Genomic DNA, 20,164 nt, shown 5'->3' on the forward strand with positions numbered 1-20,164 from the left:
CCGGGGCGCTGGACGGGGGTTCGCGAGGAAGCGACGGTCAGGCCGCCGAGCCACCGGCGGCGGGGGTCGGCGACCCGCCATCGGCAGGGGCGGCGACGGAGGCCTCGGCCGCCGTCTTGGCCCGCTCGTCGGCGGCGGCCTGAATGGCCCGCCATGCCGACTCCGCGGCCTGCTGCTCCGCTTCCTTCTTGCTGCGGCCGGTGCCGGTGCCGTACGAGACACCACCGACGCGGGCGGCAGCAGTGAAGGTCTTCTCGTGGTCGGGACCGGTTTCGGAGACCAGGTACTCGGGGACGCCGAGCCCTTCGGCCGCCGTCAGCTCCTGGAGACTGGTCTTCCAGTCCAGGCCGGCTCCGAGGTTCGAGGACTTCTCGATCAGGGGGTCGAACAGCTTGTGGACGAGCGCGGACGCCGCCTCAAGACCCTGGTCGAGGTAGACAGCGCCGATCACCGCTTCAAGGGTGTCGGCGAGGATGGAAGCCTTGTCCCGGCCGCCCGTGCCCTCTTCACCCCGGCCGAGCCGGATGAAGGAGCCGAGTTCGAGCCCACGGCCCACCTCCGCGAGCGCACGAGAATTGACCACCGCGGCCCGGAGCTTGGCCAGTTGGCCTTCCGGAAGGTCGGGGTGGGTGCGGTACAGCGTGTCGGTGACGACCAGACCGAGCACCGAGTCCCCGAGGAACTCGAGCCGCTCATTGGTCGGCAGACCGCCGTTCTCGTACGCGTACGAACGGTGGGTGAGCGCACGCACCAGAAGGGCGGACTCGAGCTGATACCCGAGCCGCCCTTCCAGAAGCGTGTGGGACGAGGCCGTGTTGTTGTCCGCCTTTTTGGCGTTGGACTCAGACATCGGGCCTCTCACCAGCCGCTCAGACCTCGAGGACCTGGCGCTTGTTGTACGTGCCGCAGCTCGGGCACGCGATGTGCTGGAGCTTCGGCTCATGGCAGCGCTCGCACGCAACCAGGGTGGGGACCGCAGCCTTCCACTGCGACCGGCGGTGGCGCGTGTTGCTGCGCGACATCTTCCGCTTCGGAACAGCCACGGCTACTTCTCCTGCTTCTCGGCGGCATCCTGCACGTCAGACGCAGTGCCGCTCATGTTGTCCTTCTCGCCGTCCTGGATGGTCCCGGCGAGTCCCTGCAATGCCGCCCAACGAATGTCGACGGCGTCATGGTGGTGGTCCGGGTCGTCCGCCAGGCGCGCTCCGCATTCGGAACACAGACCCGGGCAGTCCTCCCGGCACACCGGCTGCATCGGCAGTGCGAGCACTACCGCATCACGCAGCAAGGGCTCGAGGTCGAACAGGCCGTCCTCGAGCGGAATCATGTCCTCGTCGTCCTCGGCATCGTCGTCCGCGGCTGCCTTGCGGCGGCCCCGGTCGTCGGTGTCGGGGTACGAGAACATTTCCTGGAAGTCCACTTCAACATCCTGCTGAAGCGGCTCCAGACACCTTACGCACTCACCCTCGGCCGATGCACGGGCGGTGCCTGTGACAAGCACCCCTTCCATGACCGACTCCAGGCGGAGCTCGATGTCCACGGGCCTGCCCTCGGGCACGTGGATCACCTCGGGAATCCCGAGTTCCTTCGGGGCCTCCACGGTGCGGGTCAGACGCTGGAGCGCACCGGGACGCCGTCCCAGCTCGTGTGTGTCGAACACGAGGGGATTGCGGTGGTCGAGGCGCGTGCTCAGGGTTCTTCCCGCTTTCAGGGTCGTGGAGTGGCTGCCACCGGCTTCGCGGAGCGAATCGGGCAGCTTGGATCGCGGACGTACGCGCGACCGAAGAACCAGGATACTGGACCGGCCGCGATAGACCCAATCCGGTCCGGTTCCCCCCGTTCGGGCCGTCCGCGGACCGCTAGGAGCGGTTCTGTCCGTGCCCCTGTTCGTAGGCACGCAGCTGGTCCAGGTCGATCATGCTGGTGTCGAAGAGGCTGGTCTCGTCGAGCGCCGCCTGCTGCGGCTGGTGCTGCGGCTGCGGTGGCATCCCGTACTGCCCGGCGTCCGGAGCCGTGTACTGCTGCCCGCCCTGGTCGTAGCCGTACGGATCCTGCTGGGCGTACCCGTACTGCGCGTACTGGTCCTGCTGCTGGGCCTGGGGCTGATAGGCGTACGGGTCCTGCTGCGGCTGCTGGTAGCCGTACGGGTCGTAGGCCGGGGGCTGCTGCTGGGCCGGGATGTGCGCCTCGGCGGCCGCGTGGGCGGCGGCCGGCTCGGGCTCGGCGAGTTCGGCGAGGCCTGCCAGGTAGTCGGCGTCGCTGGTGTGCTGGTGCAGGCCGCTCGCCGCGTCCTGGGCGGCCATGTGGGCACCGAGCTCGTCGGAGGCGGTCCTGCCGTGCAGCTTGAGCCGGCCGCGGCCGACCGCTTCGAGGGTCTTGGCGAGCACGGCCTCGAAGGCGCCCAGCTTGGCGTCGACGTACTCGTCGGCCCGGTGGATCAGGGTCCCCGGGTCCGAGCTGTACTCGGGGGCGTCCTCGTCCGTGCGGCCCTGGTCGTCCAGGCCGGGGCCGCGGCCGAGCAGCTTCTCGCGGCCGCGGTCGACCGAACCGATGGTCTTGGTGAGGACGACCTCGAAGTTGGCGAGCTTGGAGTCGACGTAGTCGTCGGCCTCGGCGCGGATCTCCTCGGCGTCCCGGCGGGCCTCGTCGAGGATGCGGTCGGCCTCGTCCTGGGACTGGCGGGCGACGGCGGTGTCGGAGATCAGGGTGCCGCGCTGGGCGTGCGCGGACTCGATGATCCGCTCGGCCTCCTGACGGGCCTGCTCGACCATCTGCTCCCGGCCGCCGATCAGCTCCTGTGCCTGGGCGAGCGAGCCGGGCAGGGCCTGGCGCACCTCTTCCAGCATCGCGAGGAGGTCGGCGCGGTTGACCACGCACGAGGCCGACATGGGCATGGACCGGGCGCTGCCGACCACCTCGACGATCTCGTCGAGCTTCTTCTGCACGTCCACCGGTGATCGCCACTCTTCTAACGGATTGGAGACGGACGGGACGACTGTAAGGCCAGTCGGCGCCCGCCCGACACCGGATGACGGACTGTCAGCGATCCGTCCCCCGACCGCTCAGCGGCTCACTTCTGGGCGAGCCGGGCGACCAGGGCCTCGTGGACGGCGGCCGGCAGCAGGTGGGAGACGTCTCCGCCCCAGGTCGCCACCTCCTTGACCAGCGAGGACGACAGGAAGCTGTACGTCGGGTTGGTCGGCACGAACAAGGTCTCGACGCCGGACAGCCCGTTGTTCATCTGGGCCATCTGCAACTCGTAGTCGAAGTCGCTGACGGCGCGGAGGCCCTTGACGATCGCGGGGATGTCCCGCTGCTTGCAGAAGTCGACGAGCAGCCCGTGGAAGGACTCGACCTCCACGTTGCCGAGGTCGGCCGTCACCTCACGGATCAGATCGAGCCTTTCCTCGACGGCGAACAGGCCCTTCTTCGACTGATTGATCATCACCGCGACGTGTACGACGTCGTACAGCCGGGAGGCACGGGCGATGATGTCGAGGTGTCCGTTGGTGATGGGGTCAAAGGACCCCGGACAGACGGCGCGGCGCATCTGATGTCCCTCGCTCTCCGGTCCGGTCATGGGGTGTCTCGCGGTGCGTTTTCGCACGTGGAGGCGGCGCGACCGTACCAAAGCGTGCCCTCGCCGTAACGACGGGCCCGCAGCGCTTCGAATCCTTCGGGCCAGCCGAATTCCCCGCCTCTGGTGCTGCGCTCCACGGTGACGAGACAGTCCTCCGCGAGCCAGCCCCCACGGCCGAGTGTGAGCAGGATCTCCCGAAGATCGTCATCGGTGACGACGTACGGAGGATCGAGGAAGACCACGTCGTAGGGAGCGGCGGGCGCCGGTCCTGTCACGATCTGTTCCGCTTTGCCGGTACGCACCTCGGCGCCCGGCAGCTTGAGCGCGGCCACGTTGTCGCGGACCGTGCGGGCGGCGCGGGTGTCGGCCTCGACGAGCAGGGCGTGGGCGGCGCCCCGGGAGAGCGCCTCCAGGCCCACGGCTCCCGACCCGGCGTACAGATCGGCGATCCGGATGCCGTCGAGCGTGCCGAGCAGCGCCTCCCAGGTGGAGAAGAGGCCCTCGCGCGCCCGGTCGGAGGTGGGGCGGGTGCCGGTGCCCGGCGGTACGGCCAGGCGGCGTCCACCGGCCCGGCCGGCGATCACGCGGGTCATCTCAGTCCTTGTCCGTGTCCATGCGGTCCCTGCGGGCCGTGCGGTTCGTGGGGTTGGCCGTCCGGTCCGTGCGGTCCGTGCGGTTGCCCGTGCGGTCCCCGCGGTCCGTGCGGTCCCTGCGGTCCCTGCGGTTCCTGCGTCGGATGTGCTCCCCCAGTCTCTCAGCCCTTGTCGAGGTACTGCTCGCGGTCCTTGTCGAGCAGGGCGTCCAGAGCCGTGCGCAGACCCGGCAGCCGGTCGAGCTCGGGGTCGGCGGCGACGACCGTGACGGCCTCCTCGCGGGCCGCGGCGATGACCTCCTCGTCGTCGATGACGGTGAGCATCCGCAGCGAGGAGCGCACTCCGGACTGGGCCTGGCCCAGCACGTCTCCCTCGCGGCGCTGTTCGAGGTCGATGCGGGAGAGCTCGAAGCCGTCGAGCGTGCCGGCCACGGCGTTGAGCCGGGCCCGGGCCGGGCTCGCCTCGGGCATGTCGGTCACGAGCAGGCACAGACCGGGCGCGGAGCCACGGCCGACGCGGCCGCGCAGCTGGTGGAGCTGGGAGACGCCGAAGCGGTCGGCATCCATGATCACCATCGCGGTGGCGTTCGGCACGTTCACCCCGACCTCGATGACGGTGGTGGCGACCAGGACGTCCACCTCGCCGGCGCCGAACCGGCGCATCACGGCGTCCTTGTCGTCCGGCTGCATCCTGCCGTGCAGGATCTCGACGCGCAGCCCCTGCAGCGGGCCCTTCGCCAGCTGCCCGGCGGTCTCGATCACGGCGAGCGGCGGCCGCTTGTCGGCGGTCTCGGCCTCCTCCGCCTTCTTCTTGCCCTTGGCGGTCTTCGCCTCCTCCTCGTCGTCCCCGATGCGCGGGCAGACCACGTACGCCTGGTGTCCCTTGTCGACCTCCTCGCGGACCCGCTCCCAGGCGCGGGCCAGGAAGTGCGGCTTGTCCTGGGCGGGCACGACGTGGCTGGCGATGGGCGAGCGGCCGGCGGGCAGCTGGTCGAGGACGGAGGTCTCCAGGTCGCCGAAGACGGTCATGGCGACCGTGCGCGGGATGGGCGTGGCCGTCATGACGAGCAGGTGCGGGGGCTGCTTGCCCTTGCCGCGCAGGGCGTCGCGCTGCTCGACGCCGAAGCGGTGCTGCTCGTCGACGACGACCAGGCCCAGGTCGTGGAACTGCACCTTGTCCTCGATGAGGGCGTGGGTGCCGATGACCAGGCCCGCTTCGCCGGTGACCAGGTCGAGCAGGGCCTGGCGCCGGGCGGGCATCCCCATCGAGCCGGTGAGCAGTACCACCTTGGTGCCCTGCTCGGACCCGCCGAGCAGGCCGCCCTCGGCGAGCTCGCCCATCATCTCGGTGATCGAGCGGTGGTGCTGCTGGGCCAGGACCTCGGTGGGGGCGAGCATCGCGGCCTGGCCGCCCGAGTCGACCACGGCGAGCATGGCGCGCAGCGCGACCATCGTCTTTCCGGAGCCGACCTCGCCCTGGAGCAGGCGGTGCATCGGGTGCTCGGTCGCCAGGTCGTCGAAGATCTCCGCGGAGACCTTCTCCTGGCCCTCGGTGAGCGTGAAGGGCAGCTTGGCGTCGAAGGCGTCGAGCAGGCCGCCGGGGGCCGGTCGCCTTGCCACGGCGGGGAGTTGACCGTCCGCGTGGCGGCGGCGGGCGAGCGCCACCTGGAGGACGAAGGCCTCGTCCCACTTCAGGCGCTGGCGCGCGTCCTCGATGTCGGCCTTGGTGTGCGGCCGGTGGACCTTCAGGAGGGCCTCGGGCAGGGGGACGAACCCGCGCCCCTCGCGCAGCGACTCGGGCAGCGGGTCGACGGCCTCCTGGGCGCTGGGCAGCACCGCGTCGACCGCCTTGGCGATCTTCCAGGACTCCAGGCCCTTGCAGGCCGGGTAGATCGGGATGAGGGCGCCCGCCCACGAGTCGATGTCCGCCGTGTCGTCCCCCTCGGCGGCGTCCGCGCCCAGCTTGGCGTAGGTGGGGTGGGCGAGCTGCATGCGGCGGTTGAACATCGACACCTTGCCGGCGAACATCGCCCGGCTGCCGGGCAGCAGTTCCTTGTGCGGCTTGTGGATGCCCCGCCCGAAGAACACCAGTTGGAGCCGGCCGCTGCCGTCGGTGATGGTGATCTCCAGGCGCTGGCCGCGCCCGCCGTTGAAGGTGTGCACCCGGGCGTCGGCGACCTGGGCGACGACGGTGACGTCCTCGTCCAGGGGGAGCTCGGCCAGCTTGGTGAGCTGGCCGCGCTCCTCGTAGCGCCGCGGGTAGTGGTGCAGGAGGTCGCCGACCGTGTGCAGGTCGAGGTGCTCGGCCATCACCTTCGCGGTGGGTCCGCCGAGCAGCTTCTTCAGTGGTTCTTCGAGCGCAGGCACGCGATCCATTGCACACCACCGGACTGACAGCCCGCCAAAGCCTGTGGACAACCGCAGGTCAAACCCGTGCCGCGGGCGCCACGGGAACCCCCGCCGCCATGGGCACCCGGGCGTCATGTGCACCCGGGCGACCGGGGTGCTACTCCACGCCGATCAGCAGCGGCACCCCTTGGCGGCCGCCCTCGTAGACGACGGTGTCGACCGCCAAGTGGCCCTTGCTGACATGGGATTCGAGCTGTGCGGCCAGTTCCGGCGGGGCGTCGGCGGACAGCACGAGGGTGACCAGCTCGCCGCCCGCCGCCAGCATCCGGTCGAGGACGGTACGGGCGGTGTCGGCGAGGTCCTGGCCGATGACGACCACGTCCCCGTCGATGAGGCCGAGCACGTCCCCGGCCTGGCAGACGCCGGCCATCGTCCACGACTGCCGTTCCGCGACGGCCAGTTCGGCGTGCCGGGTCGCGCCGGCCGCCGACGTCATCGCGACGACGTCCTCGTCGAAGCGCCGCTCGGGGGCGTGCACGGCGAGCGCCGCGATGCCCTGGACGGCGGCCCTGGTCGGGATGAGCGCGACCCGGATGCCCTCGGCCCGGGCCTGTTCCACGGCGGCCGCGGCGGTGTGGCGCAGCTCGGCGTCGTTGGGAAGCAGCACCACCTCGCGGGCGTGCGCCCGCCGGATCGCCTCGACGAGTTCGCCGCTCGCCGGGGCCTCGCCCGGGCGGGCGAGCACCGTCGTCGCGCCGGCCTCGGAGCACAGCCCGGCCAGCCCCTCACCGGGTACGACGGCGACGACGGCCCGCTGGACCTGCTCCCTGGGGGGCTCGACCGCGGCCCGCTGCTCGAAGTGCGTGATCCGGATGCGGTAGGGCCGGCCCGCCTCGACCCCGGCCTCGACGGCGGCGCCCGCGTCGTCGACGTGCACATGGACGTTCCACAGGCCGTCGCCGCCGACGACCACGAGCGATTCGCCGAGCCGGTCGAGCCGGGCGCGCAGCCGGTCCACGGCCGCGTCGTCGGCCTCCAGGAGGTAGATCACCTCGAAGGCCGGGCCCGCCTCGTCCGCCTCGGCCGGGCAGTCGTCGGCCGGTACCGGCACCGGCGCCTCCCGGCGCACCACGGGGGCCTCGCCGGAGAGGGCCTGGACGAGGGCGCCGAGCACCGTGACCAGGCCGCGCCCGCCCGCGTCGACGACGCCCGCGCGGCCGAGGGCGGCCAGCTGCGACGGTGTGGCGTCCAGGGCGTCGCGGGCTCCCGCGTAGGCGGCCTGTGCCACCGCCGCCGGGGTGCCGTCCGTGCCCGCGGCGGCCTTCGCGGCGGCGGTGGCGACGGTGAGGACGGTGCCCTCGACGGGGTGGGCGACCGCCAGGTAGGCGGCGGACGCGGCCCGGTCGAGGGCCGCGGCCAGGTCGCCCTCGCCCGCCGCGACGACCTCCGCCATGCCCCGCAGGAGCTGGGCCAGGATCGTCCCGGAGTTGCCCCGGGCGCCGATCAGGGCGCCGTGCGCCATGGCCCGTACGACGTCGGCGGTGGGCGGGACCCCGTCGTACACGGGCGGCTCGGGGTAGGCGGCGAAGACGGCCTCGACGGCCTGGGCCGCGGACTCCATCGTCAGATAGAGGTTGGTGCCGGTGTCCCCGTCCGCGACCGGATACACGTTGATCGCGTCGATCGCCTCGCGGTCCCGGCCCAGTGCGTCCAGCGCCAGCGCGCACCAGCCGCGTACCGCGACGGCATCGAAGGTCTGCGGCACCTGGTGGTCCTCCTTGTGGGCGGGGAGCGGATGAGAGCCCGTGTCGGGGTGCGGACACAGGCTCTGAGCGCAGGGTAGACCCGGGGCGGCCGGGGGCCGGGGCGGGGGCGTCCGCGACCGTGGTAGTTTCGTATCTCAGGAGCAGGCGTTGTATGCTGCTTCGGTTGCCCGGCGAGAGTCGGGCCAATTCCCCCGGCAAGCCACTTCAGATCTCTGATTCCGGTGCGCCGGATTCACTGTAAGTGCATTTAATGCATCTGAAGCTTTTGGAGTGACCCGTGGCTGCCAACTGCGACGTCTGCGGCAAGGGGCCGAGCTTCGGCAACAACATTTCGCACTCGCACCGCCGTACGTCTCGTCGCTGGAACCCGAACATCCAGCGTGTGCGTGCCGTGGTCGGTCGGACGCCGAAGCGGCTCAACGTCTGCACCTCGTGCATCAAGGCCGGCAAGGTCTCGCGCTAATTGCGACGTCTGTCGTAGCGCAGCCCCTGCGGTTGCCTTGAGAAGCCGGTCCACCTCGGTGGGCCGGCTTTTTGCCGTGCCCGAGGCCGTACTCGAGACGGTGCGCGAGACGGGGCGCGAGGCGGTGCCCGAGGCCGCGCGCGGAGGCCGACCCGGGGCACGCCTCTCCTAACGCAGGCGCCAGCCGTGGTCGACCGGGCCTATGCCCGAGCCCAGCGCGAAGCCCGCCGCGATCGCGCCCGTGACGTACTCCTTGGCGGCCCGGACCGCCTCCGGCACCGCGAGGCCCCGGGCCAGCCCGGACGCGATGGCGGAGGCGAGCGTGCAGCCGGTGCCGTGGGTGTGCCGGTTGTCCAGGCGCGGGGCCCGCAGCCAGTGCTCCTCGGTGCCGTCGCTGAGCAGGTCGAGCGCGTCGCCGGGGAAGTGTCCGCCCTTGATCAGCGCCCAGCGCGGCCCGAACTCCAAGATCGCGCCGGCCGCCCGCCGCATCCCGTCCTCGTCCTCGACGTGCACGCCGGTGAGCTGGGCCACCTCGTCCAGGTTGGGCGTGGCGACGGTCGCGGTGGGCAGCAGCTCGGTGCGTACGGAGTCGAGCGCCTCGGCCGCGAGGAGCGGGTCGCCGTGCTTGGAGACGCCCACGGGATCCACGACGACGGGGGCGTCGGTCCCGGCCAGCAGTTCGGCGACCGTCCCGACGAGGGCCGCCGACGACAGCATCCCGGTCTTCACGGCCTGGACGCCGATGTCGTCGACGATGGCCCGGTACTGGGCCCGCACCGCCTCCTCCGGAAGCTCCCAGGCACCCCGGACGCCCAGCGAGTTCTGCGCGGTGACGGCGGTGAGCACGCTCATGCCGTGCACGCCGAGCGCCAGCATCGTCTTGAGGTCGGCCTGGATTCCGGCACCGCCGCCGGAGTCGGAACCGGCGACGGTCAGCACGCGGGGGATCATTCGGGATCGTCCCCGAAGTGGTCCCAGCCGCCCTTGCTGGTCCAGGGGGCGCCGTCCACGGTGACGGTGGGCAGCGCGGACGGGTTGAGGACCTCGCCGATGACCTTCCAGCGGGCGGGCAGCTTCACGTCGGGCGGGAACGTCGCGACGATCGCGTGGTCCTCGCCGCCGGTCAGCACCCACTGCAGCGGGTCGACGCCGACGGCCTGTCCGATGTCGCTCATCTGCGTCGGGATGTCGATGAGCCCGGACCGCAGGTCGATGCGGACCTTGCTGGACTCGGCGATGTGCCCGAGGTCGGCGACGAGGCCGTCGCTGACGTCGGTCATGGCGGTCGCGCCGAGCCCGGCCGCGGCGGGGCCCGCGTGGTACGGGGGCTCGGGGCGGCGGTGGGCCTCGACGAAGGCGCGCGGCGAGCGGAAACCGCGCGAGAGCACCGCGTAGCCCGCCGCCGACCAGCCGAGCCAGCCCGTCACCGCGACGACGTCGCCGGGCTGCGCGCCGGCCCGGGTCACCGGCTCGTGGTTGCGCAGGTCACCGAGCGCCGTGATGGCGACGGTGATGGTGTCCCCGCGCACCACGTCGCCGCCGACCACGGCCGCGCCGGCGACCTGGCACTCGTCGCGGATGCCGTCCATCAGCTCGGTGGGCCAGGTCACCGGCAGTTCGGCCGGCACGACCAGGCCGAGCAGCACCGCGGTCGGCACCGCGCCCATGGCGGCGATGTCGGCCAAGTTCTGCGCGGCGGCCTTGCGGCCCACGTCGTACGCGGTCGACCAGTCCCGGCGGAAGTGCCGCCCCTCCAGGAGGATGTCCGTGCTGGCGACCACCCTGCGGTCGGGTGCGGTCACGACCGCGGCGTCGTCGCCCGGCCCCAGCCGGACCGCGGGGGTGGAGGTGAGCCGGGAGGTCAGCTCCCTGATGAGCCCGAACTCCCCCAACTCGCCCACAGTGCCTTTCACCGTGTCCCACCTCTCATCGTCGTACCTCTTCTGCCCCCGTGCGCTTGCGGTCGCGAGCGGTCACGTGCATGGGTACCGTCAACACATACGTCAACTTCAGGGCCGCTCTCCCTGCTCGGCATGAGCGGTCGCTCGCGCGGGTCTCCCCGTCGCCCGGGGCGACGCGGTACCGTGGCGTCTCTTTCTCTCCCCCACATGATCCTCGTGGCCGCCCTGGAGGTTCCGTGGTACAGGCGTACATCCTCATTCAGACCGAGGTGGGCAAGGCGTCGACCGTCGCCGAGGCCATCGCAAAGCTCCCGGGGGTCATCCAGGCCGAAGACGTGACCGGTCCCTACGACGTGATCGTGCGGGCCCAGGCCGAGACGGTCGACGAACTCGGCCGCATGGTGGTCGCCAAGGTCCAGCAGGTGGACGGCATCACGAGAACCCTGACCTGCCCGGTCGTCCATCTGTAGCCCCCGCATACCCTGGGCCGGTGACTCATCTCCGCCACCGGCCGCTTCTCGTCCTGTCCGCGGTCGCCGTCCTGGCGGCCGCGGGCTGTTCTTCGTCCGACGCCACCGACAAGGTGGCGGTTCCGACGCCCCCCGCGCAGGAGGCACGGGCGTGCGAGGCGCTGGACAAGCTGCTGCCCGACACCGTCGCCGGCCGGCAGCGGCACGATCCCACCCCGGACTCGCCGCTGACGGCCCGATGGGGGGACGGGGACGCGGAGATCGTACTGCGCTGCGGGATTCCGCGCCCCGACGAGATGTCGGATCCGACGCTCCCCGGGGTGGGTGTGGACGGCGTCGACTGGACCGTCGAGAAGCGTGACCAGGGCCCCCGCTTCATCACGCAGTACCGGGACCCCTATGTGGAACTCCTGACGGGGACCCGGTACGCCAACGACGCGTCCGTACTCCAGGCGTTCGCGGCCCCCATCGCGAAGACCCTCCGCAAGACGGTCTAGCGCAGCCCGGTCCGGCGGCGCAGCGCCGCCTGGATCAGCTTGTCGACCAGGTCCGCGTACTCGACGCCGCTCTCCTGCCACATCCGCGGGTACATCGAGATCGGGGTGAAGCCCGGCATCGTGTTGATCTCGTTGATGACGAACTCGCCGTTGTCCTGCAGGAAGAAGTCCGCACGGACCAGACCCTCGCAGGAGGTGGCCTCGAAGGCCTCGACGGCCAGGCGCTGTACCTCGGCGGTGGCCTCCTCGCCGATCGGCGCGGGGACGATGCCGGCCGCCGAGTCGATGTACTTGGCCTCGAAGTCGTAGAAGTCGTGGGCGGTCACCGGGGGGATCTCGGCGGGCACGCTCGCCCGCGGCCCGTCCTCGAACTCAAGCACCCCGCACTCGATCTCACGGCCGCGCAGCAGTGATTCGACGAGGAACTTGGGGTCGTGGCGGCGGGCCTCGGCGATCGCCTCGTCCAGGCCATCGAACGAGTCGACCTTGGTGATGCCGAACGAGGACCCGGCCCGGGACGGCTTGATGAACAGCGGCCAGCCGTGCTCACCGGCGAAGTCCGCGATGCGCTGGCGGGCGCTCTTCTCGTCCTGCTCCCACTCGCGCGGACGCACCACCAGGTAGGGCCCGACGGGCAGCCCGAAGGAGGTGAAGACGCGCTTCATGTACTCCTTGTCCTGGCCGACGGCCGAGGCGAGGACGCCCGCGCCGACGTACGGGATGCCGGACAGTTCCAGGAGGCCCTGAAGCGTGCCGTCCTCGCCGTAGGGGCCGTGCAGCACGGGGAAGACGACGTCGACCTCGCCGAGCGCCTTGGGCACCGAGCCGGGCTCGCTGTAGACGACTTCGCGGTTGCCCGGGTCGACGGGCAGGACCACGCCGCCCTCGGGGGACTCGGCGAGCTCCTCGACGCTGGGGGTGCGCCGGTCGCTGATCGCCATGCGCTCCGGGTCGTCGGCGGTGAGCGCCCAGCGGCCGTCCGTAGTGATGCCGATGGGCAGCACGTCGTACTTCGTACGGTCGATGGCGCGCAGCACCGCGCCGGCGGTCACGACCGAGATGCCGTGTTCCGAACTGCGGCCGCCGAACACTACGGCCACCCGCGGCTTGCGGAGCTGCTTCTCAGGGCTCTGGGGGAGGTTCTCGCTGCTCATATCGCGTTGAGGGTACCCGTTCGAAGCGCCGGATCCACGGCCGCAGGGGCCCGGCGCGGTCAGCGCCGCTCGGCCTTGGCGCTGCGGGACATGAGCTCCTTGAGCGCGACGACCGGCGGCTTGCCCTCGTGGACGATGCCGACGACGGTCTCCGTGATGGGCATGTCCACCCCGTGCCGGCGGGCCAGATCCAGCACGGATTCACAGGACTTGACGCCCTCGGCGGTCTGCTTGGTGACCGCGATGGTCTCCTGCAGGGTCATGCCCCGGCCGAGGTTGGTGCCGAAGGTGTGGTTGCGCGAGAGCGGCGAGGAGCAGGTGGCGACGAGGTCACCGAGGCCCGCGAGCCCGGAGAACGTCAGCGGGTCGGCGCCCATCGCGAGGCCGAGCCGGGTGGTTTCGGCGAGGCCCCGGGTGATGAGCGAGCCCTTGGCGTTGTCGCCGAGCCCCATCCCGTCGGCGATGCCGACGGCGAGCCCGATGACGTTCTTGACGGCGCCGCCCAGTTCGCAGCCGACGACGTCGGTGTTGGTGTACGGGCGGAAGTACGGGGTGTGGCAGGCGGCCTGGAGGCGCTGGGCGACGGCCTCGTCGCGGCAGGCGACGACGGCCGCGGCCGGCATCCGCTTGGCGATCTCCTTGGCCAGGTTGGGCCCGGTGACCACGGCGACGCGGTCCTCGGAGACCTTGGCGACCTCGGCGACGACCTCGCTCATCCGCTTGGCGGTACCGAGTTCGACGCCCTTCATCAGGGAGACGAGGACGGTGTCGGGGGCCAGCAGCGGCGCCCAGGCCGCGAGGTTGTCGCGGAGCGTCTGCGAGGGGACGGCGAGGACGGTGAAGTCGGCGCCGGCCGCGGCCTCGGCCGGGTCGGTGGTGGCCCGTACGGACGCGGGAAGTTCGATGCCCGGCAGGTAGTCGGGGTTGGTGCGGGTGGAGTTGACCGCTTCGACGAGGTCGGGCCGGCGGGCCCACAGGGTGACCTCGCAGCCCGCGTCGGCGAGGACCATGGCGAACGCCGTGCCCCACGAACCGGTCCCGAACACCGCTGCCTTGGTGGTGCCGTGTGTCACTTGGTGCCCTCCCCGGCGGCCTCGCGGCGCTGGCGCGCGCGGACTTCGCGCAGATCGTACGGCTTCTCAGGGGCCTGCTCGCCCCGCAACTCCTCCAGCAGGGAGGTGATCGCGGCCATGATGACCTCGGTGACCTCCTTGAGGACCTCGGGCGTCGGCTCCTTGTCGTAGTACCGGTCGAGGTCGACCGGCGGGCCGGCCTTCACCTGAAGGGTCTTGCGCGGGAAGAAGCGGACCTTCTTCTCCTTGGCGTACGGCGGCATCGCCAAGTTGGCGCCCCACTGGGCGACCGGGATGACGGGGGCCCGCGTCATCATGGCGGCCCGCGCGACGCCGGTCTTCGCGGTCATCGGCCACTGCCCGGGGTCGCGGGTGAGGGTGCCCTCGGGGTAGAACGCGACGCATTCACCGCGCTCCACGGCGTCCACGGCGGCCCGGAAGGCGCCCACGGCGTTGGTCGACTCGCGGTAGACCGGAATCTGGCCGGTGCCGCGCAGCAGGATGCCCACACCGGGTGCCTTGAAAAGCGCGGCCTTCGCCAGGAATCGGGGTACGCGTCCGGTGTTGTATTGGAAATGTCCGTACGAGAACATGTCCAGATACGAGTTGTGATTGATGGCGGTGATGAATCCGCCGTCGGCCGGAATGTTCTCCATTCCCCGCCAGTCCCGCTTGAACAGAACGACCAGCGGCGGTTTTGCGATGACCGCCGCCAGGCGGTACCAGAAGCCGATTCTGCGGCGGGACACTCGGACACCTTCCTCTGTGGACCCCGGCCGGGCCGCTGCGGGACCCGGGGGAACTGACACTGGGTTGCTGCTGGGGGCAAGTGTCGCCCCAGGCCCCTGGTCTGTCGAGAACACCGTACGCCCCGGTCCGCACGGCGGCCGTCCGGGCGGGTGACAATGAAGCCCGCCGCCGCCCGGCCGACTCGGGGCGGCGTCCGGACGGAGGGGACGCCACGAACACCGCCACAGCTGCCCGCTGGTCCCTCGTCATTCCCCTCAAGCCCTTGGCGCTGGCCAAGAGCAGACTCGCCGCCGCCGTCGGCGACGAGCTGCGGCCGCGGCTCGCCCTGGCGTTCGCGCGCGACACCGTCGCGGCCGCCCTCGGCTGCCCCGCGGTGCGCGATGTGTCGGTCGTCACGGACGACCGCCTGGCCGGGGCCGAACTGGCCGCGCTCGGCGCCCGCATCGTGCCCGACTCCCCCGGCGCCGGCCTCAACGCGGCGCTCGCGCACGGGGTGCGCCGGGTGCGCGCGCGACGGACGGCGCTCGCGGTGGCCGCCCTCAACGCGGACCTGCCCGCACTGCGCCCCGCCGAACTGGGCCGGGTGCTCGCCGCGGCCGGCGCATTTCCGCGGGCATTTCTCGCGGACGCGGCCGGAATCGGCACGACTTTCCTTTCGGCGCTTCCGGGCGAGGAATTGAATCCGTTCTTCGGCGGGCCCTCACGAACGGCCCATTCGGCATCGGGCGCCACCGAGATCCTGCTCGCCGACGTGGACTCGGTACGCCGCGACGTGGACACCGGCGCCGACCTGCGCACCGCCCTCACCCTGGGCCTGGGCCCGTCCACCACGGCCCTCCTGGGCGCCCTGGACCCCGTACAGGGGCACTAGGCTGACCGGTATGCAGGCGACCGCGTACACATACGACTCCGAGACCCGCAGCGGCAGTGTGCTGCTCGACGACGGCACCCCGGTGGACTTCGGGGCGCCGGCCTTCGACGCGGGCGGGCTGCGGCTGTTGCGGGCCGGCCAGCGGGTCCGTATCGAGACCGAGGGCTCGGGGGCGGACCTCCGCATCACGCTGGTGACGCTGCAGACGTTCTGAGCCGTCCCTCCGGAGGGCGACCCCACAGGCGGACGTGCGGGGGCTGCCGCGCACAGCGACTTGGCCGGAAAACGGCCGCGGGCCGGGTCTCCCCGAGGGGAGCCCGGCCCGGCGCTTGAGCCTTGCCGCTGGTGACTACTTCTTGCGAGCGGTCGCCTTCTTGGCGGTGGTCTTGCGCGCCGTGGTCTTCTTCGCGGGCGCCTTCTTCGCGACGGTCTTCTTGGCCGGCGCGGTCTTCTTCGCGGTGGCCTTCTTGGCGGTCGCGGTCTTCGCCGGCGTGGCCTTCTTGGCGGTCGCCGTCGTCTTCTTGGCGGTCGCCTTCTTGGCGGTGGTCTTCTTCGCCGCCGTGGTCTTCGCGGCAGCGGTCTTCTTCACCGCCGCGGTCTTCTTCGCGGTGGCCTTCTTGGCGGTCGTGGCCTTCTTGGCCGCGGCCTTCTTGACGGTCGTCCGGGTGGAAGTACCGCCCGAGAGGCTGCCCTTGGGGGCCTTCTTGACGGCCACGTCGTTCTTCGGGAGCTTCTTCGAGCCCGCGACGAGGTCCTTGAAGCCCTGACCCGCGCGGAAGCGCGGAACCGAGGTCTTCTTGACCCGGACGCGCTCACCCGTCTGCGGGTTGCGGGCGTAACGGGCCGGGCGGTCGACCTTCTCGAACGAGCCGAAACCGGTGACCGAGACGCGGTCGCCGGCGACGACTGCGCGGACGACCGCGTCCAGCACCGCGTCCACCGCGTCCGCGGCCTGCTGACGGCCGCCGACCTTGTCGGCAATCGCTTCTACGAGCTGCGCCTTGTTCACGTCTTCCCCTTCGGAGACATTGCCTGAGCGAAAGTGTCCAGGCCTTTTCGCACGTTAGGCAGATATATACCGCAAATCAAACACGAAACGGGCTAATCACCCTAGTGCCGCAACGAAGTCGGCTCTCGCCTAGTTCCTTACGGCTCAGTCGCCTTCGGGGAATCGGCCCTCGTCGAGGTCCTTCAACAACCGGTCCAGACGCCTTGCCGCATCGGCGAGATCGTGTTTGGCAGCTGCTGTTATGACCAGCAGCTTCCGGGACAGCGCCATCCGTACGCCCTCCGGGACTTGCAGTTCGCGCACCCTTGTGTGCGCTTCTTTCAGTTGGTCCGCCACCACCCCGTAGAGCTCGAGTTGGCTGTCGCGTTCCATGCGTCGATTGTGCCATCTGAGGCGAGTTGTCACCTCCGGCGGGGGCAACTGAGCGAATCCGGCGACTCGGGGACGTCGGAACGTCCCCTCGATCGCGCAAGCGACTATCCGGCCATCTGCCCTGCGCGCAAGGCTAGTTGACGTCACCCCCGGACCCCAAAACGCGACGCGCCCCCTGCCCGGAAATCAATCCGGAAATCAGGGGGCGCGATGCAGCCGAAGGGGGGTCAATAGGCGGTTCAGGCCTGGATCGTGCTCGGCTTGAAGGCGGGGCGACGACCCTCGTAGGCGGCGATGTCGGGCTCGTTCTGGAGCGTGATGGAGATGTCGTCCAGGCCGTTCAGGAGCCGCCAGCGGGCGTTCTCGTCGAGTTCGAAGTCGGCCGTGACGCCTTCCGCGCGAACTTGGCGATCCTGCAGGTCAACGGTGATTTCGGCGTTGGGGTCGCGCTCGGTCAGCTCCCACAGCGCGTCCACGACTTTCTGGTCGAGAACAACGGTGAGCAGTCCGTTCTTCAGCGAGTTGCCGCGGAAGATGTCGGCGAAGCGGGACGAGATCACGGTTTTGAAGCCGAAGTTCTGCAGCGCCCACACCGCGTGCTCCCGGGAGGAGCCGGTGCCGAAGTCGGGACCGGCCACCAAAACCGTGGCGCCCTTGCGCTCGGGCTTGTTCAGGACGAACTCGGAGTCCTTGCGCCAGGCCTCGAAGAGCCCGTCCTCGAAGCCGTCCCGGGTGACCTTCTTCAGCCAGTGGGCCGGGATGATCTGGTCGGTGTCGACGTTGGAGCGGCGCAGCGGAACGGCCCGGCCGGTGTGCGTGGTGAAAGCTTCCATGGTTCTCAGGCCTCCACGGGGGTGCGGGCGTCGGACAGGTCGGCGGGCGAGCCCAGATGGCCGAGAACCGCGGTTGCGGCGGCGACCTGGGGCGACACCAGGTGGGTGCGGCCGCCCTTGCCCTGCCTGCCCTCGAAGTTGCGGTTGGAGGTGGACGCGGAGCGCTCGCCGGGGGCCAGCTGGTCCGGGTTCATGCCGAGGCACATCGAGCAGCCCGCGTGCCGCCATTCGGCTCCGGCGGCCGTGAACACCTTGTCCAGGCCCTCGTCCATGGCCTGCAGGGCGACCCGGACCGAACCGGGGACGACCAGCATCCGTACGCCGTCGGCGACTTTGCGGCCCTCGATGACGGCCGCCGCGTTGCGCAGGTCCTCGATGCGGCCGTTGGTGCACGAACCTACGAAGACGGTGTCGACGTCGATCTCGCGCAGCGGCTGGCCCGCGGTCAACCCCATGTATTCCAGCGCCTTTTCGGCGGCCAGGCGCTCCGAAGCGTCCTCGTACGAAGCCGGGTCGGGGACGTTGGCCGACAGGGGCGCGCCCTGGCCGGGGTTGGTGCCCCAGGTGACGAACGGGGCGAGTTCGTCGGCCTTGATGACGACCTCGGCGTCGAAGACCGCGTCCTCGTCGGACTTGAGGGTCTTCCAGTAGGCGACCGCCGCGTCCCAGTCCTCGCCCTGGGGGGCGTGCGCACGCCCTTCCAGGTAGTCGAACGTGGTCCTGTCCGGGGCGATCATGCCCGCGCGGGCACCGGCCTCGATGGACATGTTGCAGATGGTCATGCGGGCTTCCATCGACAGCTTCTCGATGGCGGAGCCGCGGTATTCCAGGACGTAGCCCTGGCCGCCGCCGGTGCCGATCTTCGCGATGATGGCGAGGATCAGGTCCTTGGCGGTGACGCCGTCGGGCAGTTCGCCGTCGACGGTGATGGCCATCGTCCTGAAGGGCGCCAGCGGCAGCGTCTGGGTGGCCAGGACGTGCTCGACCTGGCTGGTGCCGATGCCGAACGCCAGCGCGCCGAAGGCGCCGTGGGTGGAGGTGTGCGAGTCGCCGCAGACCACGGTGGTGCCCGGCTGGGTCAGGCCCAGCTGCGGTCCCACCACGTGGACGACGCCCTGCTCGACATCGCCGAGCGGGTGCAGCCGCACGCCGAACTCGGCGCAGTTCTTGCGCAGCGTCTCCAGCTGGACCCGCGAGACCGGGTCCGCGATCGGCTTGTCGATGTCGATGGTCGGGGTGTTGTGGTCCTCGGTGGCGATGGTGAGGTCGAGGCGCCGCACCGGGCGACCGTTCTTGCGCAGCCCGTCGAACGCCTGCGGGCTGGTCACCTCGTGCAGCAGGTGAAGATCGATGAAGAGCAGGTCCGGCTCGCCCTCGACTCGCCTGACGACATGGTCGTCCCAGACCTTCTCCGCGAGTGTCCTACCCATCGCCTTCCCTCCGGCCGGCGGCTTCACCGGCACTTCTAGAGACCCGTTGCCCTGCCCGTGCGCACGCCCCGGACAAGGGCCGCGTTCCGTTGTACGGATCGCCAGTACAGCTTGACGACTTCCGGAGAAAATTGAACTTGCGTTTCACAGAGTGAGACGCGAATATCGTTGCATGGACAACTCTAGCGGCGTAGGCGTTCTGGACAAGGCTGCCCTTGTCCTGAGCGCTCTGGAGTCCGGTCCGGCCACCCTCGCAGGTCTGGTCGCGGCCACAGGGCTCGCACGACCCACGGCACACCGACTGGCCGTGGCACTGGAACACCACCGGATGGTGGCTCGGGACATGCAGGGCCGTTTCATTCTCGGCCCGCGTCTCGCCGAGCTCGCCGCGGCGGCCGGCGAGGACCGCCTGCTGGCCACGGCCGGCCCGGTCCTGACGCATCTGCGTGACGTCACGGGCGAGAGCGCGCAGCTCTATCGCCGCCAGGGCGACATGCGGATCTGCGTCGCGGCCGCCGAGCGCCTTTCGGGCCTGCGCGACACCGTGCCGGTCGGCTCCACGCTGACCATGAAGGCCGGGTCCTCCGCGCAGATCCTGATGGCCTGGGAGGAGCCGGAGCGTCTGCACCGCGGCCTCCAGGGCGCCCGCTTCACCGCGACGGCGCTCTCCGGGGTGCGCCGCAGGGGCTGGGCCCAGTCCATCGGCGAGCGCGAGCCGGGCGTGGCCTCGGTGTCGGCGCCGGTGCGCGGCCCGTCGAACCGAGTGGTGGCCGCCGTCTCGGTCTCCGGCCCCATCGAGCGCCTCACCCGGCACCCGGGCCGCATGCACGCCCAGGCCATCATCGACGCCGCCGCCCGCCTGTCCGAGGCCCTGCGCCGCAACGGCTGAGTCCCCCGCTTCCCCTTCCGGCCCACCGCTTCAACGCCGCAGCGGTGGGCCGGAGGTGTGTCCGGGGCCCGTTCCGGTGCGTCCGGGGTCCGCAGCCGGTGCGCCCGAGGCCGGATCGGACACGTTCCGGGCCCGACCCGGCACGTCCGGAGGCCTACCCGGTAC

At 71.0% G+C, this 20,164-nt stretch carries 23 protein-coding genes; 6 read left to right on the forward strand and 17 right to left on the reverse strand.

Features of this window, described 5'->3' with window-relative positions; all coding sequences use genetic code 11:
• Positions 1-37: 37 nt before the first annotated feature.
• The 8 genes from rnc to fakA form a co-directional block, all read right to left on the reverse strand.
• On the reverse strand, positions 38-850 hold the full coding sequence (rnc, locus tag IE267_RS19645; protein WP_161250812.1) for a ribonuclease III: 813 nt from the start codon (positions 848-850) through the stop codon (positions 38-40).
• A 19-nt stretch (positions 851-869) separates the two neighbouring features.
• Positions 870-1,043, reverse strand: coding sequence for a 50S ribosomal protein L32 (gene rpmF, locus IE267_RS19650; RefSeq protein ID WP_007493396.1), 174 nt, complete (start codon positions 1,041-1,043; stop codon positions 870-872).
• A 2-nt stretch (positions 1,044-1,045) separates the two neighbouring features.
• Entirely contained in the window at positions 1,046-1,693 is a 648-nt protein-coding gene (locus IE267_RS19655) for a YceD family protein (protein WP_161250822.1), read from the reverse strand.
• 166 nt (positions 1,694-1,859) lie between these two features.
• Positions 1,860-2,951 (reverse strand): F0F1 ATP synthase subunit B, encoded by a 1,092-nt coding sequence (locus tag IE267_RS19660; protein WP_167156585.1) that lies wholly within the window; start codon positions 2,949-2,951, stop codon positions 1,860-1,862.
• 119 nt (positions 2,952-3,070) lie between these two features.
• Entirely contained in the window at positions 3,071-3,550 is a 480-nt protein-coding gene (coaD, locus tag IE267_RS19665; protein ID WP_189764226.1) for a pantetheine-phosphate adenylyltransferase, read from the reverse strand.
• Between the two features lie 26 nt (positions 3,551-3,576).
• On the reverse strand, positions 3,577-4,173 hold the full coding sequence (gene rsmD / locus IE267_RS19670) for a 16S rRNA (guanine(966)-N(2))-methyltransferase RsmD (RefSeq protein WP_167156589.1): 597 nt from the start codon (positions 4,171-4,173) through the stop codon (positions 3,577-3,579).
• A gap of 161 nt (positions 4,174-4,334) precedes the next feature.
• Entirely contained in the window at positions 4,335-6,548 is a 2,214-nt protein-coding gene (recG, locus tag IE267_RS19675; RefSeq protein ID WP_161250804.1) for an ATP-dependent DNA helicase RecG, read from the reverse strand.
• A 130-nt stretch (positions 6,549-6,678) separates the two neighbouring features.
• A complete protein-coding gene (gene fakA / locus IE267_RS19680) occupies positions 6,679-8,286 on the reverse strand; it encodes a DAK2 domain-containing protein (RefSeq protein WP_189764118.1) in 1,608 nt (535 codons plus the stop codon).
• A gap of 278 nt (positions 8,287-8,564) precedes the next feature.
• Here fakA and rpmB point away from each other — a divergent pair, with 278 nt between their 5' ends.
• Entirely contained in the window at positions 8,565-8,750 is a 186-nt protein-coding gene (gene rpmB / locus IE267_RS19685; protein ID WP_003951095.1) for a 50S ribosomal protein L28, read from the forward strand.
• Between the two features lie 168 nt (positions 8,751-8,918).
• On the opposite strand, the gene thiD is transcribed toward rpmB, so the two are convergent.
• Positions 8,919-9,701, reverse strand: a complete 783-nt coding sequence (gene thiD, locus IE267_RS19690) for a bifunctional hydroxymethylpyrimidine kinase/phosphomethylpyrimidine kinase (protein ID WP_189764119.1) — start codon at positions 9,699-9,701, stop codon at positions 8,919-8,921.
• The gene (locus tag IE267_RS19695; RefSeq protein WP_161250798.1) at positions 9,698-10,663 is read right to left on the reverse strand and encodes a thiamine-phosphate kinase; all 966 of its coding nucleotides are present in this window, start codon (positions 10,661-10,663) and stop codon (positions 9,698-9,700) included. Before IE267_RS19695 ends, thiD begins: the two co-directional genes overlap by 4 nt.
• 224 nt (positions 10,664-10,887) lie before the next feature.
• On the opposite strand from IE267_RS19695, the gene IE267_RS19700 reads away from it, so the two are divergent.
• Entirely contained in the window at positions 10,888-11,121 is a 234-nt protein-coding gene (locus IE267_RS19700) for an Lrp/AsnC family transcriptional regulator (RefSeq protein WP_100577926.1), read from the forward strand.
• 20 nt (positions 11,122-11,141) lie between these two features.
• A complete protein-coding gene (locus IE267_RS19705) occupies positions 11,142-11,618 on the forward strand; it encodes a DUF3515 domain-containing protein (RefSeq protein ID WP_161250796.1) in 477 nt (158 codons plus the stop codon).
• On the opposite strand, the gene IE267_RS19710 is transcribed toward IE267_RS19705, so the two are convergent.
• Genes IE267_RS19710 through IE267_RS19720 form a run of 3 tightly spaced genes read right to left on the reverse strand, consistent with a single transcriptional unit; the run spans position 11,615 to position 14,594 of the window.
• Positions 11,615-12,772 carry a D-alanine--D-alanine ligase family protein gene (locus tag IE267_RS19710; RefSeq protein WP_189764120.1) on the reverse strand — a complete coding sequence of 386 codons (1,158 nt, stop codon included), beginning with the start codon at positions 12,770-12,772 and terminating at the stop codon, positions 11,615-11,617. The two genes, IE267_RS19705 and IE267_RS19710, sit on opposite strands and share 4 nt — an antisense overlap.
• Positions 12,773-12,831: 59 nt before the next feature.
• Positions 12,832-13,845 (reverse strand): NAD(P)H-dependent glycerol-3-phosphate dehydrogenase, encoded by a 1,014-nt coding sequence (locus IE267_RS19715; RefSeq protein ID WP_100577923.1) that lies wholly within the window; start codon positions 13,843-13,845, stop codon positions 12,832-12,834.
• Entirely contained in the window at positions 13,842-14,594 is a 753-nt protein-coding gene (locus IE267_RS19720) for a lysophospholipid acyltransferase family protein (RefSeq protein ID WP_167156594.1), read from the reverse strand. Before IE267_RS19720 ends, IE267_RS19715 begins: the two co-directional genes overlap by 4 nt.
• A gap of 248 nt (positions 14,595-14,842) precedes the next feature.
• Between IE267_RS19720 and cofC the strand changes: the two genes are divergently transcribed.
• Both cofC and IE267_RS19730 read left to right on the forward strand, forming a co-directional pair.
• Entirely contained in the window at positions 14,843-15,466 is a 624-nt protein-coding gene (gene cofC / locus IE267_RS19725; RefSeq protein WP_229861349.1) for a 2-phospho-L-lactate guanylyltransferase, read from the forward strand.
• Positions 15,467-15,476: 10 nt separating this feature from the next.
• Positions 15,477-15,680, forward strand: coding sequence for a hypothetical protein (locus IE267_RS19730; RefSeq protein ID WP_161244488.1), 204 nt, complete (start codon positions 15,477-15,479; stop codon positions 15,678-15,680).
• Positions 15,681-15,815: 135 nt separating this feature from the next.
• On the opposite strand, the gene IE267_RS19735 is transcribed toward IE267_RS19730, so the two are convergent.
• The 4 genes from IE267_RS19735 to leuC all read right to left on the reverse strand — a co-directional run bounded on the left by IE267_RS19735 (position 15,816) and on the right by leuC (position 19,110).
• Positions 15,816-16,475, reverse strand: a complete 660-nt coding sequence (locus IE267_RS19735; RefSeq protein WP_161244487.1) for an HU family DNA-binding protein — start codon at positions 16,473-16,475, stop codon at positions 15,816-15,818.
• A 144-nt stretch (positions 16,476-16,619) separates the two neighbouring features.
• Positions 16,620-16,847 (reverse strand): SCO5555 family protein, encoded by a 228-nt coding sequence (locus IE267_RS19740; RefSeq protein WP_161244486.1) that lies wholly within the window; start codon positions 16,845-16,847, stop codon positions 16,620-16,622.
• A gap of 239 nt (positions 16,848-17,086) precedes the next feature.
• Positions 17,087-17,680: a 3-isopropylmalate dehydratase small subunit gene (leuD, locus tag IE267_RS19745; RefSeq protein ID WP_161244485.1), complete on the reverse strand. Its 594-nt coding sequence runs from the start codon at positions 17,678-17,680 to the stop codon at positions 17,087-17,089.
• Positions 17,681-17,685: 5 nt separating this feature from the next.
• Complete coding sequence (leuC, locus tag IE267_RS19750) at positions 17,686-19,110, reverse strand: 3-isopropylmalate dehydratase large subunit (protein ID WP_189764121.1); 1,425 nt, start codon at positions 19,108-19,110, stop codon at positions 17,686-17,688.
• A 172-nt stretch (positions 19,111-19,282) separates the two neighbouring features.
• On the opposite strand from leuC, the gene ndgR reads away from it, so the two are divergent.
• Positions 19,283-19,999, forward strand: a complete 717-nt coding sequence (ndgR, locus tag IE267_RS19755; protein ID WP_053644579.1) for an IclR family transcriptional regulator NdgR — start codon at positions 19,283-19,285, stop codon at positions 19,997-19,999.
• Positions 20,000-20,164: the final 165 nt, after the last annotated feature.

It is taken from the genome of Streptomyces xanthochromogenes, from assembly GCF_014650455.1.
GTDB classification, from domain to species: domain Bacteria; phylum Actinomycetota; class Actinomycetes; order Streptomycetales; family Streptomycetaceae; genus Streptomyces; species Streptomyces xanthochromogenes.